Source organism: Rothia sp. HMSC061E04, assembly GCF_001813685.1.
Lineage (GTDB): Bacteria > Actinomycetota > Actinomycetes > Actinomycetales > Micrococcaceae > Rothia > Rothia mucilaginosa.
This window is the reverse complement of record NZ_KV813698.1, coordinates 174,504-194,979: the sequence shown is the minus strand read 5'-3', so window position 1 is coordinate 194,979 and position 20,476 is coordinate 174,504. Positions and strand designations below refer to the sequence as shown.

Below are 20,476 nucleotides of genomic sequence, written 5' to 3'. Positions count from 1 at the left end.
GGGGGAGCGGTAAATCCCAAGGATGTAATTTAAGTGAGGCAAATCATTGGGTTTTGCCCCTGGGGGAGGCATTAAAAGCAAAGAATCCCAGCTTAGGCGCTAGATTAAGCGGGATTTAACCTGTATAGTCTTATCCGAAGTACTTGAGCTCGGTGCACAAGGATCCACCCCCGGTGGGTTTACGCGGGATATTTCCCGAGGGCGCGGGCATGATGAATCAATGGCAGTATGGATACCGTCCTTTGGCGTTGCTTTTTGCTGACGCCTAAATGCCATTTTTAAGCGTGCCCAAAAACTTTTTCACCTCTGATGATGGGGAATTTTAGCCCTGAGAACTCGCCGAGATGTCGAGGAACCTATAGAAGCCAACCGGATATGCATCCGAGCGTTTCTGATAACCGAGAGCACCCATCCAACGTGATGGGGGCCAGTAAGTTTATACGGGCTTCTCTAACGAGAAACCTGATCAAGCAACGGAGAAAACGTGCCTACTATTCAGCAGCTGGTCCGTAAGGGCCGGACTCCCAAGGTCGTTAAGACCAAGGCGCCCGCACTGAAGGGCAACCCCATGAAGCGTGGCGTGTGCACCCGTGTGTACACCACCACCCCGAAGAAGCCGAACTCGGCACTGCGTAAGGTCGCTCGTGTCAAGCTCAACGGCGGCGTCGAGGTTACCGCATACATCCCCGGTGAGGGTCACAACCTGCAGGAGCACTCGATCGTGCTCGTTCGCGGTGGTCGTGTGAAGGACCTCCCCGGTGTTCGCTACAAGATCGTTCGTGGCGCTCTGGACACCCAGGGTGTTAAGGGTCGCGGCCAGGCTCGCTCCCGCTACGGCGCTAAGAAGGAGAAGAAGTAATGCCTCGTAAGGGTCCCGCTCCCAAGCGTCCCCTCGTAAACGATCCTGTTTACGGTTCCGCTCTGGTCACCCAGCTGATCAACAAGGTTCTGCTGGACGGCAAGAAGTCCGTCGCAGAGCGCATCGTCTACGGTGCCCTCGAGGGCGTCGAGAAGAAGACCGGTTCTGACCCGGTCGCAACCCTGAAGAAGGCTATGGACAACATCAAGCCTTCTCTCGAGGTTCGCTCCCGCCGCGTTGGCGGTGCAACCTACCAGGTTCCGGTTGAGGTTCGCCCCGGCCGTTCCACCGCTCTGGCTCTCCGCTGGCTCGTTGGCTTCTCCAAGCAGCGCCGCGAGAAGACCATGACTGAGCGTCTGATGAACGAGATCCTGGATGCATCCAATGGTCTCGGTGCCGCTGTGAAGCGTCGCGAGGACACTCACAAGATGGCCGAGTCCAACAAGGCCTTCGCACACTACCGCTGGTAATTCTCCGTTTAGAGCCTGCCGAGTCGATTCGAGTCGGCAGGCTTTCGGAGTATCTCATTTAGGGAGAATAACGTGGCACTTGACGTGTTCACCGACCTTAACAAGGTCCGCAACATCGGTATTATGGCGCACATCGACGCCGGTAAGACCACCACCACTGAGCGCATTCTGTTCTACACCGGTATTAACCACAAGATCGGTGAGACCCACGACGGCGCTTCCACCATGGACTGGATGGCTCAGGAGCAGGAGCGAGGTATTACCATTACCTCCGCAGCAACCACCTGCTTCTGGAAGGACAACCAGATCAACATTATCGACACCCCCGGTCACGTCGACTTCACCGTTGAGGTTGAGCGCTCCCTGCGCGTCCTCGACGGCGCAGTTGCTGTGTTCGACGGCAAGGAAGGTGTTGAGCCCCAGTCTGAGACCGTTTGGCGCCAGGCTGACAAGTACGATGTCCCCCGTATCTGCTTCGTCAACAAGATGGACAAGATGGGTGCTGACTTCTACTTCACCGTTCAGACCATCATCGACCGCCTGGGCGCACGCCCGCTGGTTGTTCAGCTCCCCATCGGCGCTGAGAGCGACTTCCTCGGTGTTGTTGACCTGCTCGAAATGAAGGCATACGTCTGGCCCGGCGACGCCAAGGGTGATGTGACCATGGGCTCCTCTTACGAGGTTCAGGACATTCCTGCTGACCTGGTTGAGAAGGCTGAGCAGTACCGCGCTGAGCTGGTTGAGGCTGTTGCTGAGGCTAGCGAAGAGCTCATGGAGAAGTACCTCGAAGAGGGCGAGCTGACCATCCCCGAGATTAAGGCTGGTATCCGTCAGCTGGTTATCTCCGGTGAGGCATTCCCCGTTCTCTGTGGTTCTGCATTCAAGAACCGCGGTGTTCAGCCCATGCTGGACGCTGTGATCGAGTACCTGCCCTCCCCGCTGGACGTTCCGGACGTTGTCGGCTCCAACCCCTCCAACGAGGAAGAGAAGCTGACCCGTAAGGCATCCGCTGAGGAGCCCTTCGCAGCGCTGGCGTTCAAGGTTGCAGCTCACCCGTTCTACGGTCAGCTGACCTACACCCGTGTGTACTCCGGTACCGCAGCTCAGGGTCAGCAGGTTCTGAACTCCACCAAGGGTAAGAAGGAGCGTATCGGTAAGCTCTTCCAGATGCACTCCAACAAGGAGAACCCTGTTGAAGAGATCACCGCAGGTCACATTTACGCAGCAATCGGTCTGAAGGACACCACCACCGGTGACACCCTGTGCGACCCTGCACACCCGATTGTTCTCGAGTCGATGACCTTCCCCGATCCCGTGATCTTCGTGGCTATCGAGCCCAAGACCAAGGGTGACCAGGAGAAGATGTCCACCGCTATCCAGAAGCTCTCCGCTGAGGACCCCACCTTCACCGTTTCGCTGAACGAAGAAACCGGTCAGACCGAAATTGGTGGTATGGGTGAGCTGCACCTGGACATCATCGTTGACCGTATGAAGCGTGAGTTCAAGGTTGAGGCTAACGTTGGTAAGCCCCAGGTTGCTTACCGCGAGACCATCAAGAAGGCAGTCGAGAAGGTCGACTACACCCACAAGAAGCAGACCGGTGGTTCCGGTCAGTTCGCAAAGGTGCAGGTCTCCTTCGAGCCCCTGCCCCTGGATGGCGAAGAGCTGTACCTGTTCGAGGACAAGGTCACCGGTGGCCGCGTTCCTCGCGAGTACATCCCCTCGGTCGACGCTGGTATCCAGGACGCTATGAAATTCGGTGTCCTCGCTGGCTACCCGATGGTGGGCGTGAAGGCAACCCTGATCGATGGTGCTTACCACGACGTCGACTCCTCCGAAATGGCGTTCAAGATCGCTGGTTCGATGGTCTTCAAGGAAGGCGCTAAGCGCGCTAACCCGGTCCTGCTCGAGCCGCTGATGGACGTTGAGGTTCGTACCCCCGAGGAGTACATGGGCGACGTTATCGGCGACCTGAACTCCCGCCGTGGCCAGGTTCGTTCCATGGAGGACGCATCCGGCGTTAAGATCATCAAGGCTATTGTGCCCCTGACCGAAATGTTCGGTTACATTGGCGACCTGCGTGGCAAGACCCAGGGTCGTGCAGTGTTCTCGATGGCATTCGATAGCTACGGCGAGGTTCCCAAGAACGTCGCTGACGAGATCATCCAGAAGAGCCGCGGCGAGTAATTTTCGCGTCTCACCCGTGGGCCACGGGCTAAAAACCTGTGGCCCACGCTAAAATTTTCAATTAAATCCATATTGAGAGCATGAACAGTTTCATCTCTGCGGCGTAATCCGCTATTGTAGACGCTAGACCGTTTTATAACGGGATGCGCCGGAGCGAAGATCCGCGTGCATGTTTTCAATCGTTCTAGGAGGAACACTCTTGGCTAAGGCTAAGTTCGAGCGCTCCAAGCCTCACGTTAACGTCGGTACCATTGGTCACGTTGACCACGGTAAGACCACCCTGACCGCAGCAATCTCCAAGGTTCTGGCTGACAAGTACCCGGACCTGAACGAGAAGCGCGACTTCGGTATGATCGACTCCGCTCCTGAGGAGCGCCAGCGCGGTATTACCATTAACATTGCTCACATCGAGTACCAGACCGAGAAGCGCCACTACGCACACGTTGACGCTCCCGGCCACGCTGACTACGTCAAGAACATGATTACCGGTGCGGCTCAGATGGACGGCGCAATCCTCGTGGTTGCTGCTACCGACGGCCCCATGGCACAGACCCGCGAGCACGTTCTGCTCGCTCGCCAGGTTGGCGTCCCCACCCTGCTGGTTGCACTGAACAAGGCAGACATGGTTGACGACGAAGAGCTCCTCGACCTCGTCGAGATGGAGGTCCGTGACCTCCTCTCCTCGCAGGAGTTCGACGGCGACAACGCTCCCGTTGTTCGCGTTTCCGCACTGAAGGCTCTCGAAGGCGATCCCGAGTGGGTTGCTAAGGTCGAGGAGCTCATGGACGCAGTCGACACCTACATTCCGGACCCCGTGCGTGAGAAGGACAAGCCCTTCCTCATGCCCATCGAGGACGTCTTCACCATTACCGGTCGTGGCACCGTTGTTACCGGTCGTGCAGAGCGCGGTACCCTGAAGATCAACTCCGAGGTCGAGATCGTCGGTATCCGCCCGATTCAGAAGACCACCGTTACCGGTATCGAGATGTTCCACAAGCAGCTCGACGAAGCATGGGCAGGTGAGAACTGTGGTCTGCTGCTGCGTGGTCTGAAGCGTGACGATGTTGAGCGTGGTCAGGTTGTCGTGGAGCCGGGCTCCATCACCCCCCACACCGAGTTCGAGGCAAATGTCTACATCCTCTCCAAGGATGAGGGTGGCCGTCACAACCCCTTCTACTCCAACTACCGTCCTCAGTTCTACTTCCGTACCACTGACGTGACCGGCGTTATCACCCTCCCCGAGGGCACCGAGATGGTTATGCCCGGTGACAACACCGAGATGACCGTTACCCTGATCCAGGAAATCGCAATGGAAGAGGGCCTCGGCTTCGCTATCCGTGAGGGTGGCCGCACCGTTGGTTCGGGTCGTGTTACCAAGATCCTGAAGTAATTGCCGTAAATTTACGACAATTCGCTAAAGATCTGCCGGAGGGGAAACCCTCCACCAGCTAGCGATACTCAAGGACCCCCGCATCTGCGGGGGTCCTTTTGTTATGCCCTTTTGCGGGTTGCTGAAGGCTCCGGCGAAGGAGAGAGCGGCATTATTCTGCTGGGCTGTATAAAACCCCCGCGCTGAGCGTTATCAGTTCGTCTCAGCAACCGCTCAAGGCTTCTGAAGGGGTATACGTGGCCGATAGCGGAGTTCATGGTGAATCTGTAACGGCAGAGAACACCCTCCTCGGCGGCGGTATGACATGTCCGTACTCTCTAGCCGTAGATTCTGAACTCCTGGATATGAAAGAAGCTGGACGTGGAAAGAACCTGGGTAGGGGAACGATTGCCTACTCCGTTCAGAGATCTGCTGGCTCGAGACAGAATCTGGGTCATGCGGACCGGCTTGCGGCGGGGGAGCGACTAAAGACCCTGCAGATGGGAATATAGAATCTGCGGACAACGAAAAACGGTTCCCAGCCCGAAGGCTGGGAACCGCAATTCGAATGACTGCCCCTCGGAAGGGACATAGCTAATCCTACTACAGAATGCCGTAGGAATAGAACCTATGTGTGCTGATGGCTAGAGGTTTTCCTCGTAGCGAGGCTGGTAGCCCTGCTGAGGAACCGGGGGCTGCTGCATCTGGACATTGCCCTGCGGATACATATCTGGCTGATCTTGAGTGTGCGGGAAATTCCCGAGCTGCTCAGAATCCTGGTGCGGAGCGGCTGCATCCTGCTTGTTCTGTCGCACCAGCAGACGCCAGATAACGCCTGCGATGAGCAGAATAGAGATAATCAGCAGGGTCAGCGGGTTTAGACCGTTGAGCAAAATCGCCAGGTCGAGGGTGACTAGCGCAGTTGCGATATAGGTCCAGACTCGGTCAAGCAGCAGAGCGCTCAGGAGAGTCAGGGCAATGCCGAGTACCAGCACTACGATATCCGGACCGTCAGCGGGAACTGCCCACGTTACCAGGGTGAGGAACACCTGCAGGCCCAAAGCCCAGTACAGAGGAGAATCCGATACCTGCTCGTCTACAGGCCTCTTTGCGATGAAGTTCTTGAGAACCTTGGCAGCCACAACGGCCAGCAGAATCAGGAGAGCAACCTCAAGAATGACGCTCAGAGGATTGGACTTCGAGTAATCAATGACCAGACGGGCGATGAAGAGGCTGAATGCCGTAGTGCAGACGGTCGGCAGGTTCTTCGCCTTGGTGACAGACACGAAAGACAGAGCGCCTAGACCCCAGAGAAGTGCGTTGAGTTCTACCTGCTTGGGCTCAAAAGCCAGCCCAACGAAAGTGTAGAATCCCAGCACCGCCAGAGCGGGAATCATCAGCAGCGTATTGACCGGTGCATAGATGCCTTGGCTCAGGGGGCGGCGAGACATGAAACGCGCGTAGGGGGCACCCAGCGGGCCGTGCATCGGCAAATCAACCATCGTATTACCGACCGGGACAGCAATGCGAGGACGAACGTTTGCGTTCACACCGAAGACCTCAACCGGGAGCGTGACCTTCAGAACGAACAGGATAACGACGGCAATCAGAGCGTAGTAGCCCAGAAGAGTCATCACCATTGTGCTTTCCCTCGTGTTGAAGAGATTCCATAGAGAACCAATGCAGAAAGTCGTGATACTGATGGAGGCACCAATCTGCATGCGGGGGATCCTGAAGATGAGTGCAAGTACCCACACGGCGATGAAGATCATCGGAGTTGCTACTGCGAACAGAAGATTATCAAAGTCGCCAATGAAACGGCCTGCGCTCAGGATAGAACCAAGAGTAAAGAAAGTCGCTGCTGCGTATGCCTCGTAGTTTCGCTTGGAGTACGCGTAGAGTAGCACGCTGCACAGCGCCTGAACCGCCAGCAGGGCAAGTACGAGGAAGTCTACAAGCGATTCCTTCATATTGCCGCTGATAGCGAGCAGAATGACAGACCAGCAGATGGGGAAACGCGCAATGATGAGTAGCTCTGAACGAATCGAAGAGCCAGTCGGCATAAAGAAACCGAGTGCACCGTAGACGACGGTCAGGAGCGCCGGCAGTGCTACAGCAATGTATTCCTTCTGCAATCCGTACAGCAGGTAGTGTCGCGAGCCAATCGTCGCAATGATCAGAGTCGTGTAGAACGCGATACGGATGGAGGAGGCAAGCGTAGAGCGGAAGGAACCAACGTCCGAAAGCCTCAGTGCGCGAGCCAGAATAAGAGCGCTCAGGACGCTCAAGAAGAGGACAGCACCCGAGAAGAGAGGGAAACCAACCCAGAACCGGCCATGTGCTCCGCCATCAACATGGTTAGCCACGTACCCAACGAAGAGAGCAAAAACGCCCAAGAACAGGTAGACCGACATTTCTACAAGACGGTAGCTTGCGTTCTGCGCTGCAACGCCCTGAGAGAGAACAAAAGTCAGTAGCGCAATAGCGGCGCAGACCAACGCAAACATCAGAAGCGACTCAGAAGTCTGCATCTCAGGAATGAGAGCGAGGAAGAGCTGAATCATACCAATGGCATAACCGATGTTGCTCAGTACCGCTCCCGCGGTACGTGCCTCGGGGGCCTTAGCGCTGACCAGATAGATGACTACTGCCGCGGTAAAGAAGAGGTAGAAAGTGCCCTGATTGCCGGGGGAGGCGTACATGCCAACAACTGGAATGAACGCTACAAAACTCATGAGTAGCAGAGGCTGGATTGCCTTGCGGTACAACAAGAAACTTACAATGCAGAGGACACCAATAACCCAGGGGGCAGGGAAGATACCTTGATTACCTTCTGCATAAGGAAGGAAAGCGCTCCAGCGCGTTGCGTATACAGGACTATCGGCAGCATGAGCAGTGAAGAAGGCATCAATGAGAGCGAAGAAGGAGAAGAACACGCCGACGCATGCGTCAATTGCCGGCAACCACTCCATCTTGTGAGCGGGACGGTGAAGAGCTTCCTTCGCCCAGGGGATAGCCGGGGTGCTTTGCACCTGCTCGGGCTGTTCATCAGTAGCAGGAGCAGAACCAGCAATAGTCTTCTGCAGACGAGGAATAAATACGTAGGCAGAAATCAGGTTAACAACCAGAGCCGAGACGAAGAAAATGCTGGGGAACCACGGGCCGTGATCCGAGTCCATTATGAAGGAGAGAATAGACGCAATTGGGTAGATACGTGCCTGGGCGTAGTAATCTGCCGTACCGTTCAGCCACGTGAAAAGGATGGCATGCACAGACATGACTGCAAACGCAATACCCGCATCCGTGTAGCTCAGATCGTTGGTGAAGAAGAAAATAGCGATGGCAGTAGCCGGAACAAAAATGCGGGAAGAATCAACAAGACCTTCGCGGATGCCCTTTGGAGCAGCATTCGGGGCAAAATGCAGAACCAAACCGAGAACGGTGGCAACTGCAGTGAGTGAAACGAAATACCAAACGAAAGGCAGAGCCGCTACCTTCGTAGCCGCCAACGAGTCCGAAACAATGAACGAAATCAGCAGGTACGCCATCACACGGTTACGCATGAGGGCACAGGCTCCAACAATGGCTGCAGTGCCAACCAGAGACGTGAGAAGCCAGACGTAGCGTCCTTCAGTCCAAATCTTGAGGACATAGGTAGCAACGCCGGTCAGAGGAATAAACGCAAGACCCGTTGCTGCAAAAGAGTAGGAGGCAATACGTAGGCGCTCCACGAAACGGTAGGTGAGCAGACCAGCTCCGTAGAAGACGACTGCTCCAAGCGCCATTGCAAGGACACGGAAGATGGCCGTTTCATCCTGAGACGACGTCACAGAGGTGACGAAAAGACCCGCAGCACCGATGAGCAGGAGCGAACCGATGTACAGAACAATATTGAGGAAGATATTCTCATTGACCCGGCGTCGCTGCGCAGGAGGCTGAGGATACGGACCCGACAGGGATGGGGGAACGTACAGGCCGAGACCTTGCGGCTGGACATGCTGAGGGCTCTGAGATGAAGAGTGAGAGCTAGAGGATGCCTGATGAGGTTGTGTCGGCTGAGACATGGTTTCTCCTTAGGCTGTAGTGATATTTCTACGATACGAGAGTCTTTAGACCTAAAAGCTTTATTACGAGCAATAAAGCGCATGGAACTTACTGAAAGTAGATTGAAAGCTCTCTGAGAGTTGCATTCGGGGAAGTGCCTCAAATCGACAGAGACAGTTAAGTGTTCTTAAGCACTTAACTCGTGTTTGTATTGCGTAAGCGCTCAATCTCTGAGAGAATTGACGACGTTGTCAAAGCGTCTACCTGCACTAAAGGTAGGCCCACGTATGACCCGGTCCGAAGGATGACGGGATGAGTCTGTCTAGAAAATAGGCGACACGCCCGAGTTCGGGGGTCGGTACTCAGGCGGGGTGAGGAACCCGGCAAAGCCGGATTCAGTCCGTTCTGGGTGGCGCACGTGATGAATATATCGCGTTCCTTAAGCGCTATAACAAAGGGGCAAAAGCTCCGATACAGGGAATACATCAAGAAAGAGAGTCCGACAGATGGCGGGACAGAAAATCCGCATCCGTCTGAAGTCCTATGACCACGAGGTCATCGATTCTTCGGCACGGAAAATCGTCGAAACGGTAAAGGGCGCAGGCGCAACTGTAATTGGCCCCGTGCCGCTGCCGACCGAGAAGAACGTTTACTGTGTTATCCGTTCTCCCCACAAGTACAAGGACAGCCGCGAGCACTTCGAGATGCGTACGCACAAGCGTCTGATCGACGTTGTTGATCCGACCCCCAAGGCTGTTGATGCCCTCATGCGTCTCGACCTGCCGGCAGACGTAAACATCGAGATCAAGCTGTAGAGGATCGCATCTAATGACTAATAAATTCGAGCGCCAGGTGAAGGGCCTGCTGGGCACCAAGCTCGGCATGACCCAGGTCTGGGACGAGGACGGCAAGTTCGTGCCTGTCACCGTCGTCAAGGCTGATTCTAACGTTGTTACCCAGATCCGTAACCAGGAAACTGACGGCTACGAAGCTGTTCAGATCGGTTTCGGTGCAATCGACTCTCGCAAGGTTACCAAGCCCCTGGCTGGTCACTTCGAGAAGGCCGGTGTTACCCCCCGTCGCCACATCGTCGAACTGCGTACCGCAGATGCTTCTGAGTATTCCCTCGGTCAGGAACTGACCGTTGAGCTCTTCGAAGCAGGCCAGAAGGTCGACGTCGTTGGTAAGACCAAGGGTAAGGGCTTTGCAGGTGTTATGAAGCGTCACGGCTTCAAGGGTGTTGGCGCGTCTCACGGTCAGCACAAGAACCACCGTAAGCCCGGTTCCATCGGTGGCGCATCCTACCCCGCACGCGTGTTCAAGGGTATGCGCATGGCTGGCCGTATGGGCGCAGCACGTCACACTACCTTGAACCTGACTATCCAGGGTGTGGACGCAGAGAACAATGTCCTGCTGATCAAGGGCGCAATCCCCGGTCCCAAGGGCGGCGTTGTTCTGGTTCGTACCGCTGTGAAGGGAGCCTAATACATCATGGCTGTTAAGACCCTTAAGGTAGACCTGCCCGCAGAGATTTTCGACGCGCAGGCATCCGTGCCCCTGCTGCACCAGGTTGTCGTTGCACAGCTCGCTGCTGCACGCCAGGGCACCCACAAGACCAAGAACCGCGGCGAGGTTTCCGGTGCAGGCCGTAAGCCCTTCAAGCAGAAGGGTACCGGTAACGCACGTCAGGGCTCCATCCGTGCACCGCACATGACCGGCGGTGGCGTTGTTCACGGTCCGACCCCGCGTAACTACGCACAGCGCACCCCCAAGAAGATGATCGCCGCTGCACTGCGCGGTGCTCTCTCCGATCGCGCTCGTCACGACCGCGTCCACGTTGTCGAGAACTTCATCTCCGGTGAAACCCCCTCGACCAAGGCTGCAAAGACTGCATTCGCAGCTATCACCGAGCGCAAGAACATCCTTCTTGTGATTGCTCGTGCAGAGGACGTTGTGGCTCTGTCCGCACGTAACCTGGAGAACGTCCACGTTCTGTACGCAGATCAGCTCAACACCTACGATGTGCTGGTTTCTGACGACGTGGTCTTCACCAAGGCAGCATTCGACGCATTCGTTGCTGCAGCTCAGAAGAAGGAGGGCGCTAAGTAATGAGCGTTTCCACCAAGTCTGTATACGACGTGATCATCGCTCCCGTCGTTTCCGAGAAGAGCTACGGTCAGCTCGACGAAGGTAAGTACACCTTCGAGGTCGCTACCGATTCCAACAAGCTGGAAATCAAGCAGGCCATCGAGAAGATCTTTGACGTCAAGGTTGCTTCCGTCAACACCATCAACCGTCAGGGCAAGCGCAAGCGCACCCGTTTCGGTTGGGGCGCTCGCAAGAACACCAAGCGTGCGATTGTGACCCTCAAGGAAGGCACCATCGACATCTTCGGCGGTCCGCAGGCATAAGCCCCGCGGAGACCACTTTAACGAAGGAAGAAATATCTAAATGGGTATTCGTAAGTACAAGCCGACGACCCCGGGTCGCCGCGGTTCGAGCGTTGCTGATTTCTCCGAGATCACCCGCTCCACCCCGGAAAAGTCCCTGCTTCGTCCGCTTCACAAGACCGGCGGCCGTAACAACACCGGCCGCATCACCACCCGTCACAAGGGTGGCGGCCACAAGCGCCAGTACCGTCTGATCGACTTCCGTCGTCACGACAAGGACGGCGTTAACGCACGCGTTGCACACATCGAGTACGATCCCAACCGTACCGCTCGCATCGCGCTGCTGCACTACTTCGATGGTTCCAAGCGCTATATCATCGCTCCGAACAAGCTCGCTCAGGGCGACATCGTCGAGTCCGGCCCCGCAGCTGACATCAAGCCCGGTAACAACCTGCCCCTGCGCAACATCCCCGTTGGTACCGTGATTCACTGTGTCGAGCTCCGCCCCGGTGGCGGCGCAAAGCTGGCTCGTTCCGCAGGTGCTTCTGTACAGCTGGTTGCTAAGGAAGGCAAGTACGGTCAGCTCCGTCTGCCCTCCGGCGAAATCCGCAACGTGGATGTTCGCTGCCGCGCAACCGTTGGTGAAGTTGGCAACGCTGAGCAGTCCAACATCAACTGGGGTAAGGCAGGCCGTAACCGCTGGAAGGGCATCCGCCCGACCGTCCGTGGTGTGGTCATGAACCCGGTTGACCACCCGCACGGTGGTGGTGAAGGTAAGACCTCCGGTGGTCGTCACCCGGTTAACCCCAACGGTAAGCCCGAGGGTCGTACCCGCCGTCCCAACAAGGAAAGCGACAAGCTCATCGTTCGTCGCCGTCGTACTGGCAAGAAGCGCTAAGGAGCCTGAAACATGCCTCGTAGTTTGAAGAAGGGCCCTTTCGTTGATCAGCACCTCTACCTGAAGGTTGCAGCTCAGAACGAGAAGGGCACCAAGAACGTAATCAAGACTTGGTCGCGTCGCTCGATGATTATCCCCGACATGCTCGGTCACACCATCGCAGTGTACGACGGTCGCAAGCACGTGCCGGTGTTCATCACCGAGTCGATGGTTGGTCACAAGCTCGGTGAGTTTGCTCCGACCCGCACTTTCCGCAGCCACGTGAAGGACGACCGTAAGGGCAAGCGTCGCTAGTCGGTTTACACCGATAAGCTAACGTTTCCCTTTCGGCAATAGACGAAAGAGAGATAGGCAATGGAAGCCAAGGCATCAGCGCGTTTCGTTCGCGTTACGCCTATGAAGGCCCGCCGTGTCGTCAACCTGATCCGTGGTAAGCAGGCGGAAGAGGCTCTGGCGATTCTGAAGTTCGCCCCCCAGGCAGCTTCGGAACCGGTATACAAGATCGTTGCTTCGGCAGTAGCTAACGCTCGTCAGAAGGCAACCCAGCAGGGTCTGCCCTTCCGCGAGGAAGAGCTGTTCATCAGCGAAGCATTCGTGAACGAGGGCCCGACCATGAAGCGCATTCAGCCCCGCGCTCAGGGTCGCGCATACCGAATCAACAAGCGCACCAGCCACATCACCGTGGTAGTTGCTACCCCGGAGAAGGAGGAGGACCGCTAAATGGGTCAGAAAATTCACCCGAACGGTTTCCGACTGGGCATCACCACTGACCACGTCTCCAAGTGGTTCGCTGATTCCAACAAGCCCGGCGAGCGTTACGCTGACTTCGTCCGCGAGGACGTAAAGATTCGCGAGCTGCTGGCTAAGAACCTGGATCGCGCAGGCGTTGCAAAGGTCGAGATTGAGCGTACCCGTGACCGCGTGCGTGTGGACATCCACACCGCTCGTCCCGGTATCGTGATTGGCCGCCGTGGCGCAGAAGCAGACCGCATCCGCGGCGAGCTCGAGAAGCTCACCAACAAGCAGATTCAGCTGAACATCCTCGAGGTTGCTAACCCCGACCTCTCCGCTCAGCTGGTTGCACAGAGCATCGCAGAGCAGCTCGCATCGCGTGTTGCATTCCGCCGTGCAATGAAGAAGGCAATCCAGTCCGCACAGCGTGCAGGCGCAAAGGGTATCCGTATCCAGTGCTCCGGCCGTCTGGGTGGCGCTGAAATGTCCCGTTCCGAGTTCTACCGCGAAGGCCGTGTGCCGCTGCACACCCTGCGTGCGAACATCGACTACGGCTTCTTCGAGGCTAAGACCACCTTCGGTCGCATCGGCGTGAAGGTCTGGATCTACAAGGGCGACCTGACCGACAAGGAGCTGGCAGCTCAGCAGGCAGCAAACAACCGCCGTGGCAACCGCCGCGATGGTGACCGCCGCCGCCAGGGCAACCGTGGTCCTCGTCGCGAGCGCCGCAACGAGAACGCTTCGGCAAAGGTCGAGGCCAAGACTGCAGAGAACGGTGAGGCATAAATGCTTATTCCCCGTCGAGTAAAGTACCGCAAGCAGCACCACCCCAAGCGTAGTGGTCTCGCAAAGGGCGGCACCGAGGTTAGCTTCGGTGAGTGGGGCATTCAGGCCCTGTCGCCCGCATACGTGACCAACCGCCAGATTGAGGCTGCACGTATCGCAATGACCCGTCACATCAAGCGTGGCGGTAAGGTCTGGATCAACATTTATCCCGACCGTCCGCTGACCAAGAAGCCCGCTGAAACCCGTATGGGTTCCGGTAAGGGTTCGCCCGAGTGGTGGGTCGCAAATGTCAAGCCGGGTCGAGTCATGTTTGAACTCTCCGGTGTGTCCGAAGAAGTGGCTCGCGAGGCAATGCGCCTGGCAATCCACAAGCTCCCGATGAAGGCACGTGTTGTGCGTCGCCGCGAAGGTGGTGAATAAGCGAGATGGCAGTAGGATCCAAGGACCTGAGCATCGATAAGCTCGCAGAGCTCTCCAACGAAGAGCTGGCTGCAAAGCTGAGCGAAGCGAAGAAGGAACTCTTCAACATCCGCTTCCAGGAAGTCACCGGTCAGGCTAACGCAGGTCGTCGCCGCACTATCAAGCGCGACATCGCACGTATCTACACCGTGCTGCGTGAGCGCGAGCTCGGTATTCGTCCCGCAACTGAAGGTGAGTCCAAGTGAGTGAAGTAAAGAACGAAGAGCGCGGCTACCGCAAGACCCGCCGCGGCTACGTTGTCTCCGACAAGATGGACAAGACCGTTGTCGTCGAGGTCGAGGACCACGTGAAGCACGCACTGTACGGCAAGGTCGTTCGCCGTAGCTCCAAGATTAAGGCACACGATGAGCAGAACGCTGCTGGCATCGGTGACCTCGTTCTGATTGCAGAGACCCGTCCGCTGTCCGCTTCCAAGCGCTGGCGTATCGTGGAGATCATCGAGAAGGCTAAGTAAGCCCTCTTCATGACTCTCTGCTAGAGCAGTAAAAGAGCCCCTCTCCTACTTCGGTAGGAGAGGGGCTCTTTGCGTTTAACCTTTGTCCAGGAAAAACTAGGGCGGGCGCCTTATGGCATGGGCTAATAACAGACGCTAAGACAACATTTGTCATAAATGTCTTGATATGTCATACGAGAAAACAATATTCTTCTCTCGATTTGATGACGCAATCCATGAGTAGACGCTACTAGAGAAGAAAGCGCATGTGGAAGCGGAATCGTGGAGAAAAAATGAAAAGTAATACCTGAGTAAGGTGCCTGGGGTCTGCGGAATCTGATGAGCAGTACTTGAAAACAACCTGATTAGGGACTTATCATCAACTTTATAGTTGCTTAGCGTAACCTTTCCTAATAATCAGTCGGGTGGCTTTGCACCTTCCGGAGGTTGCACGACCTTTGGAGAAGTACCACTACACATCATTGAGGATCATCATGACTTCTTCACCCAAGCCCTCACGTAAGCTGCTCGCCATTGCTGGCGCACTTTCCGTTGTTGCAGGCTCTTTCGCAGCCGTTCCCGCTACCTTTGCGGCAAACGTCTCCGCATCCGTTCCCGGCGGGAACTCCCAGAACTCCACGGAGGAATGCCGCCACATTGCAGTGAGCGCTACCCAGTACCAGGGCCTGCCCGGCCAGTACCAGCTGGCATACTCGGCAGCAACTTCCTCCCTCTACACTTCCTTCTCCTCCGGCCGCCCGCCGATTCTGACCGGTGGCGTCGGTACCTGGAACGTTGCATCCACCCCGAGCCTTGCTACTGTCTATCAGTTCCCGACTACGGACTATATTGCACGTGGCGCTACCGTACCGACCGGTAAGCAGATTGAATCTCCCTACGGTATTGCCTACGACGAAGCAACCGGATACGTATGGGTGACCCAGACCCGCGTCAACAAGGTATCTGTCTTCGATCCCGCGACCAACAAGATTATTTGGAGTAGCGCAGAAGGCGACGTCAACCACCCTCGTGAGGTACGCATCGACCCCTCCAGCGGCAAGGTCTTTGTATCTGGCTCCGGCGGCATTAGCGTCTTCGACACCACCCTGCACGCCCTGGTCAAGAAGATTGAATTCACCGACGCCAAGGGTGAATCTGACATCGCAATGAACATGCACGTGGACTCCGCTGAAGGCAAGCTCTACGTACCCTCCTTGAGCGCCGGCACCGTGAAGGTAATCGACACCAAGAGCTACGAGGTTGAGAAGACCATTCAGCTGCACAAGGAAAATGCTGAAGCTGCTCTGAACCCCTCGGACGTCACTATCGACAAGTCCCTGAAGGAAATCTACGTCAGCGCCCAGGGTGACCGTAAGGGCAGTAACTCCGGTATCACCGTCTACGACCTGGAAACTGGTGCCTACAAGAAGACCATTCCTTTCGGTAGCCAGGCCCTCGCTCTCGCCTCCGACGAAGCCCGTGACCTGCTGTACGTGACTGATTACGGCACCGGCAACGTCGGTGTTGTTGATGCACGAACCGGCACCGTTGTTTCTCAGGTGTCTACCGGTGCAACCAGCGGCGCAAATGATGTTCTGGTCACTGCAGACGGCAGCGTATACGCTGTAGCACGCAGCACCGAAGGTGCTTCCGCTATCGAAACCGACTACACCATCGATAAGACCACCGGCGAATACCGCACCTCTAGCACCGAGCCCAAGGGTAAGGACAACGCAGACTCCCCGATTACTCCCGGCGTTATGGTGAAGATCAACACCACCGTTGAAACCAGCGCGAAGCCTGCTGCACAGACTTCTTCTGAAGAACTGGTGAAGACCTACGCCGACGGCGCTAAGCTCTACGCAGTGAAGGACTGGACCACCGGTGAAACCCTGAAGCTGCGTGGCGAAGGTTTCAAGACTCAGGACGGTTCAAAGGGCTCCGTACTCGCAGTCAAGCTGAACAAGGGTCGTATCTCCGCGAAGGAAGAGCCGAAGTTCAACGGTGCTGACGGCAACAGCGCAGGCGTCTGGGCATACATCCAGGCAGATGAGAATGGTAACTTCACCGCTGAGCTGCCGTACCCGACCACTGAGAACTCCAACCTGACGGAAAACTTGAAGAGCGGCGATAAGGTATCTGTCTTCCTGCTCTCCGGCTCCATGGTTGAAGGCGATACCGCACGTGGTGGTGAAGCGCTCTCCGCAACTGTTGCAGAGAAGAAGGCAGACACCGCTGCGACCTGCGCACCGGCAGAAACTACCCAGGTCGCTGCTGCTCCTTCTGGTGTGACTACCACGTACCCCGCTGGCACTAAGCTGAGCCTGCCTGATAGCAATGAGCCCACTCCGGCTCCGAATGAGTCTGCTAAGCCTGAGCCGACTACTCCGGCTCCGAGCGAGTCTGCTAAGCCTGAGCCGACTACTCCGGCTCCGAGCGAGTCCACAAAGCCCGAACCCAGCACCCCGGCACCCTCCGAAAGCGCAAATTCCAATGAGGTTGTGCACGAGTACAAGGACGGTGCTAAGGTCTACTTCCCCAAGACCTGGGACGGCCAGAAGCTGACCTTCCGCGGTGAAGGCTTCAAGACTCTGGACGGTAAGGGCTCCGTTATCGCCGTCAAGCTGAACAAGGGCGCTATTTCCGCGAAGGAAGAGCCCAAGCTCGAAGGCGTTGAAGGCAATAGCGCAGGCATCTGGGCATACATCAAGGCGGACGAAAACGGTAACTTCACCGCAACCATCGACCGCCCCACCGTGGCAAACTCTAACCTGACTGAAGAACTGAAGACCGGCGATAGCGTTGCTATCTACCTGCTCTCTGGTTCTTTGGCAGAGAACGATAACGTACGTGGTGGCGTTGCCGTAGAGTACACCTTCAGCGTTGAAAACCAGGCACCTGCGCCGAAGGTTTCGGAGCCGAAGGCATCCGAGTCGGCTAACGCACCTGTAACTAACCCCTCTGCAGAGCCTTCCGCACCTGCAGATTCTAAGGACCAGGCGAAGGATCAGTCCAAGGCTCCCGTGGACTCTATGAATTCTGAGGCTCAGAAGAAGGACAGCACCGCCCCGAAGACCTCCGGCTCTTCGTCGCAGAACGTCACCTCCTCCAGCAACGGCTCGACTTCTTCGAACTCCTCGAAGTCTTCACTGGCTAACACCGGTGCTTCGGGCGTCGTCATTGCAGCCGGAATTGGCGTTCTTGCCCTGGTCGTTGGTGCAACTGTGCTGGTAGCACGTCGCCGCAAGGCATAGCCCGTACCCCACGGCAGTCCAAGATACTACCGCTCGGTAGTAGCTAAAGAGGCAGAGCGGAATCTACTAGATATTCAAGAACCCGATTGACTCTCTGAAACTGCCGATACACATTGAAAGGGGCGGTACCCATCGATTTGATGGGTACCGCCCCTTTCGGTTTGCATATATGCCTGTTATATAGGCGGAAGACCTAGACCAGGGTCAGAAGTAGCAGCGGGGGATGGGGAATAGGGAATGAATGAGAGAGGGGGGGGGGGAGGCACCCCCCTCTGCACTCGCTCGCCCATATTTGACGACTTAACAGCCCCCAAAGAATGAAATGTAGGGTTCTAGCGCCTCAGATATAAAGAAAACCCGCACCGAAGTGCGGGTTTAGTGTCAAAGCGAGGTTCGGTCCCTAGACAAACGGATTAGCGAGGAAAAAGGGACCCAAGAAATCTGTCCGATAAGGACCGAACCTCTTATTTGACGCATGCGTCTCTTCTATTATGGTACATCTCGCTGATTTTCGCACCTTGAAGCGCGTTTATTACCAAAAAACTTGATTTTTGAAAAAACAAACCTTAATTTCTAAATTTTTAAGCAGATTTTTTCAGAACACTGCTTTGAGAAGGGTTCAGAGGTAACGAAATATTACAAAATCCATGGCTCTAGATGCCTCAGGATAAACTTATAAATTCTATAAGATGTCACAAGCTCTAGATTGATGCCTATTGTGGTGATTATATGCAGAATACGAAGCTTTCATTGAGTAAAACTGCCCTGCTCAAAGCATAGGGGGAGCATTATGTGCTACCGATATAGAGCCTCTTAATTATGAACGGCGCAGCGCATGGACTACGCCAGAAAAGCCTCAAAGTGGAGGGTGAAGCGTAAGATATATAACAGAAAGCTCCGGATGCTAAGCCCGCAAAATATGAGGTGAGCTAGCCTCCAACCTACACAATTCTGGAGATATCTATGGTTCCCTCAGTCGCAGGAGAAGGGCAGAAGAGCACCCTGGACGCCAACCGTTTTTCCGTGGATCGTTCTGCGGGGCTCGCTGGGCAGTATCAAGTGGCATACAACCCTGAAGAGGACGTTCTTTTCGTAAGCGGAAGCTTCAATCACACAAAGACCCACGGTACTCTCTGCGCAACAATCGCACGCATAAACGCAGATACCCTGCAGGTTGAGAAGACGGCTGTTCTGCCTGCTATCCCGGAAAATAACCCCGGGTTAGAGAACCTCTTCCAAATCCAGGCTGCCTACGGTCTAGCAGCAGACAACGAGCGGGAGCTTCTCTGGACCGGAGGAACCCGCACAAACTCGGTATCCGCATACTCCCAAAAAGACCTAGCGCTCGTATGGGATTCTCTCGCTCTAGGAGTGGAGATGCTAATTCCGCGTGAGCTATACGTTGCACCCAGCGGTGCCGTACTCGTGACCGGAATGGGTGGTTACCAGGTAATCGCTGCGCCTAACGCAGAAGGAGAACGCGCGGTTAGCTCTCTTCAAGGAGACGGTCCCGCTATGCTACTAGGGGCCGTAGCTGATGAAGCTCGTAGCCGCCTGTACATCCCGAATAGTATGCGAGATGAAATCTGGGTTGTGGATATGAACACCTGGGGGCTCGTACGTAGGTTGCCCGTGACTGGCGGGGAAGACGCCAATGCTCCAATCGGTATTCACGGCGTGGGGATTGATTCAACGCGCGGCGAACTGTATGTCTCTGCACAGGGGCGCGAGGGTAAAAACGGCGGTCTATATGTTCTGAGTTTTGAGGGTGAACACCTCGCTTATCTCCCATTCGGCAAAATGCCCACCGATATCTTGCTCGATGCAGAACGCCAGCTGCTCTATGTTGCTGATTTTGGTGGTAAGGGAGAGCCTGCAGTTGCGGGCGGTGGAACTATCACTGTCATTGACACGCTCAACCGAACCGTCATCGAGACCTTGCAGGTAGCCCCGACCCGTATTAACCACCAGGTCCTGCTGAAGGACGGGAGCGTCATCGCTATCGACAAGGCGGGGGACTACCCCGCAGTTGAGGTTTCCTATGTGCTGGATGCACGCTCTGGCGAATACCATGAGGCTGCGGAAGAAAGCCGTCCGGGAGAAGCACCTCGTCCTATCGTTCGTGATGGTATCGCGAAAGTATATATGTCATAGCTGCAGAGTGAAGAGCAGGTGGCATACCCAAAATAGTCACTGTCGCTCTCTAGCCCTGTGTGCGCACTAGCGGGGGGGTAGGGATGGGGTGATCCTATCGCTAGGCCACGGCAAGTCTGTCGTGGTGGAGCATTAAAACGTAGTAAAATATAAATATCTACCATCCTTGTTTTACACATTGTTTGGTAGATTTCTCGAGGCCCCTTCAGTTTCTTATGCGTCAGGAACTACACGAAGGGGCCTCCTGCTTTAAGTGTCAAATAAGCCACCTTCTCGCTCGGTGTTGATGTGGGGTATGAGGTTTTTGGTCTCCGATGCATGCATTGTCTTAGTGGATAGGGTAGTGGAGACCGAAATCATAGTTAACAAGCCCTTGCGCTAGATACCTGCTTCCTGTACAGTGTTAAGACTGTGTGGCTG

Annotated in this window: 18 protein-coding genes; 17 read left to right on the top strand and 1 reads right to left on the bottom strand. The window is 55.8% G+C overall.

Annotated features, from left to right (window positions below; all coding sequences use genetic code 11):
* The first annotated feature begins 484 nt into the window (after positions 1–484).
* From rpsL to tuf, 4 genes are all read left to right on the top strand, one after another.
* Positions 485–859 (top strand): 30S ribosomal protein S12, encoded by a 375-nt coding sequence (gene rpsL, locus HMPREF2927_RS03725; protein ID WP_005504939.1) that lies wholly within the window; start codon positions 485–487, stop codon positions 857–859.
* On the top strand, positions 859–1,329 hold the full coding sequence (gene rpsG / locus HMPREF2927_RS03720; protein ID WP_005504941.1) for a 30S ribosomal protein S7: 471 nt from the start codon (positions 859–861) through the stop codon (positions 1,327–1,329). The genes rpsL and rpsG overlap by 1 nt, the downstream gene beginning before the upstream one ends.
* A 72-nt stretch (positions 1,330–1,401) precedes the next feature.
* Positions 1,402–3,516, top strand: coding sequence for an elongation factor G (gene fusA, locus HMPREF2927_RS03715; RefSeq protein ID WP_005504943.1), 2,115 nt, complete (start codon positions 1,402–1,404; stop codon positions 3,514–3,516).
* A 199-nt stretch (positions 3,517–3,715) separates the two neighbouring features.
* Positions 3,716–4,906, top strand: coding sequence for an elongation factor Tu (gene tuf / locus HMPREF2927_RS03710; RefSeq protein ID WP_070685645.1), 1,191 nt, complete (start codon positions 3,716–3,718; stop codon positions 4,904–4,906).
* A 623-nt stretch (positions 4,907–5,529) separates the two neighbouring features.
* On the opposite strand, the gene HMPREF2927_RS03705 is transcribed toward tuf, so the two are convergent.
* Positions 5,530–8,949: a Fe2+/Zn2+ uptake regulation protein gene (locus HMPREF2927_RS03705; RefSeq protein ID WP_070685643.1), complete on the bottom strand. Its 3,420-nt coding sequence runs from the start codon at positions 8,947–8,949 to the stop codon at positions 5,530–5,532.
* Between the two features lie 486 nt (positions 8,950–9,435).
* Here HMPREF2927_RS03705 and rpsJ point away from each other — a divergent pair, with 486 nt between their 5' ends.
* From rpsJ to HMPREF2927_RS03640, 13 genes are all read left to right on the top strand, one after another.
* Positions 9,436–9,744: a 30S ribosomal protein S10 gene (rpsJ, locus tag HMPREF2927_RS03700; protein WP_070685641.1), complete on the top strand. Its 309-nt coding sequence runs from the start codon at positions 9,436–9,438 to the stop codon at positions 9,742–9,744.
* Positions 9,745–9,757: 13 nt separating this feature from the next.
* A complete protein-coding gene (gene rplC, locus HMPREF2927_RS03695; protein WP_005504955.1) occupies positions 9,758–10,414 on the top strand; it encodes a 50S ribosomal protein L3 in 657 nt (218 codons plus the stop codon).
* 6 nt (positions 10,415–10,420) lie between these two features.
* Entirely contained in the window at positions 10,421–11,038 is a 618-nt protein-coding gene (gene rplD / locus HMPREF2927_RS03690; RefSeq protein WP_070685637.1) for a 50S ribosomal protein L4, read from the top strand.
* Complete coding sequence (gene rplW, locus HMPREF2927_RS03685) at positions 11,038–11,340, top strand: 50S ribosomal protein L23 (protein ID WP_005504959.1); 303 nt, start codon at positions 11,038–11,040, stop codon at positions 11,338–11,340. The genes rplD and rplW overlap by 1 nt, the downstream gene beginning before the upstream one ends.
* A 40-nt stretch (positions 11,341–11,380) precedes the next feature.
* Positions 11,381–12,217, top strand: a complete 837-nt coding sequence (rplB, locus tag HMPREF2927_RS03680) for a 50S ribosomal protein L2 (RefSeq protein WP_005504961.1) — start codon at positions 11,381–11,383, stop codon at positions 12,215–12,217.
* Between the two features lie 12 nt (positions 12,218–12,229).
* A complete protein-coding gene (gene rpsS / locus HMPREF2927_RS03675) occupies positions 12,230–12,511 on the top strand; it encodes a 30S ribosomal protein S19 (RefSeq protein WP_004005282.1) in 282 nt (93 codons plus the stop codon).
* Between the two features lie 60 nt (positions 12,512–12,571).
* Positions 12,572–12,937: a 50S ribosomal protein L22 gene (gene rplV, locus HMPREF2927_RS03670; protein WP_005504964.1), complete on the top strand. Its 366-nt coding sequence runs from the start codon at positions 12,572–12,574 to the stop codon at positions 12,935–12,937.
* On the top strand, positions 12,938–13,735 hold the full coding sequence (rpsC, locus tag HMPREF2927_RS03665) for a 30S ribosomal protein S3 (RefSeq protein WP_005504966.1): 798 nt from the start codon (positions 12,938–12,940) through the stop codon (positions 13,733–13,735). It begins immediately after the preceding gene.
* Entirely contained in the window at positions 13,736–14,155 is a 420-nt protein-coding gene (rplP, locus tag HMPREF2927_RS03660) for a 50S ribosomal protein L16 (RefSeq protein WP_005504968.1), read from the top strand.
* 5 nt (positions 14,156–14,160) lie between these two features.
* Positions 14,161–14,400 (top strand): 50S ribosomal protein L29, encoded by a 240-nt coding sequence (gene rpmC / locus HMPREF2927_RS03655; RefSeq protein ID WP_005504969.1) that lies wholly within the window; start codon positions 14,161–14,163, stop codon positions 14,398–14,400.
* The gene (gene rpsQ, locus HMPREF2927_RS03650; protein ID WP_005508401.1) at positions 14,397–14,669 is read left to right on the top strand and encodes a 30S ribosomal protein S17; all 273 of its coding nucleotides are present in this window, start codon (positions 14,397–14,399) and stop codon (positions 14,667–14,669) included. The genes rpmC and rpsQ overlap by 4 nt, the downstream gene beginning before the upstream one ends.
* A gap of 473 nt (positions 14,670–15,142) precedes the next feature.
* Positions 15,143–17,902: an LPXTG cell wall anchor domain-containing protein gene (locus HMPREF2927_RS03645; RefSeq protein ID WP_070685634.1), complete on the top strand. Its 2,760-nt coding sequence runs from the start codon at positions 15,143–15,145 to the stop codon at positions 17,900–17,902.
* Positions 17,903–18,865: 963 nt separating this feature from the next.
* Positions 18,866–20,056, top strand: coding sequence for a YncE family protein (locus HMPREF2927_RS03640; protein WP_070685632.1), 1,191 nt, complete (start codon positions 18,866–18,868; stop codon positions 20,054–20,056).
* Positions 20,057–20,476 lie beyond the last annotated feature (420 nt).

Excerpts from the sequence above, each read along its gene's own strand:
- rplC (WP_005504955.1), top strand. The coding sequence starts at position 9,758 with ATGACTAATAAATTCGAGCGCCAGGTGAAGGGCCTGCTGGGCACCAAG.
- rpsJ (WP_070685641.1), top strand. The coding sequence starts at position 9,436 with ATGGCGGGACAGAAAATCCGCATCCGTCTGAAGTCCTATGACCACGAG.
- rplV (WP_005504964.1), top strand. The coding sequence starts at position 12,572 with ATGGAAGCCAAGGCATCAGCGCGTTTCGTTCGCGTTACGCCTATGAAG.
- rpsG (WP_005504941.1), top strand. The coding sequence starts at position 859 with ATGCCTCGTAAGGGTCCCGCTCCCAAGCGTCCCCTCGTAAACGATCCT.
- HMPREF2927_RS03640 (WP_070685632.1), top strand. The coding sequence starts at position 18,866 with ATGGTTCCCTCAGTCGCAGGAGAAGGGCAGAAGAGCACCCTGGACGCC.
- HMPREF2927_RS03645 (WP_070685634.1), top strand. The coding sequence starts at position 15,143 with ATGACTTCTTCACCCAAGCCCTCACGTAAGCTGCTCGCCATTGCTGGC.
- rplW (WP_005504959.1), top strand. The coding sequence starts at position 11,038 with ATGAGCGTTTCCACCAAGTCTGTATACGACGTGATCATCGCTCCCGTC.
- rplD (WP_070685637.1), top strand. The coding sequence starts at position 10,421 with ATGGCTGTTAAGACCCTTAAGGTAGACCTGCCCGCAGAGATTTTCGAC.
- HMPREF2927_RS03705 (WP_070685643.1), bottom strand. The coding sequence starts at position 8,949 with ATGTCTCAGCCGACACAACCTCATCAGGCATCCTCTAGCTCTCACTCT.
- rplP (WP_005504968.1), top strand. The coding sequence starts at position 13,736 with ATGCTTATTCCCCGTCGAGTAAAGTACCGCAAGCAGCACCACCCCAAG.
- rpsS (WP_004005282.1), top strand. The coding sequence starts at position 12,230 with ATGCCTCGTAGTTTGAAGAAGGGCCCTTTCGTTGATCAGCACCTCTAC.
- rpmC (WP_005504969.1), top strand. The coding sequence starts at position 14,161 with ATGGCAGTAGGATCCAAGGACCTGAGCATCGATAAGCTCGCAGAGCTC.
- rplB (WP_005504961.1), top strand. The coding sequence starts at position 11,381 with ATGGGTATTCGTAAGTACAAGCCGACGACCCCGGGTCGCCGCGGTTCG.
- rpsC (WP_005504966.1), top strand. The coding sequence starts at position 12,938 with ATGGGTCAGAAAATTCACCCGAACGGTTTCCGACTGGGCATCACCACT.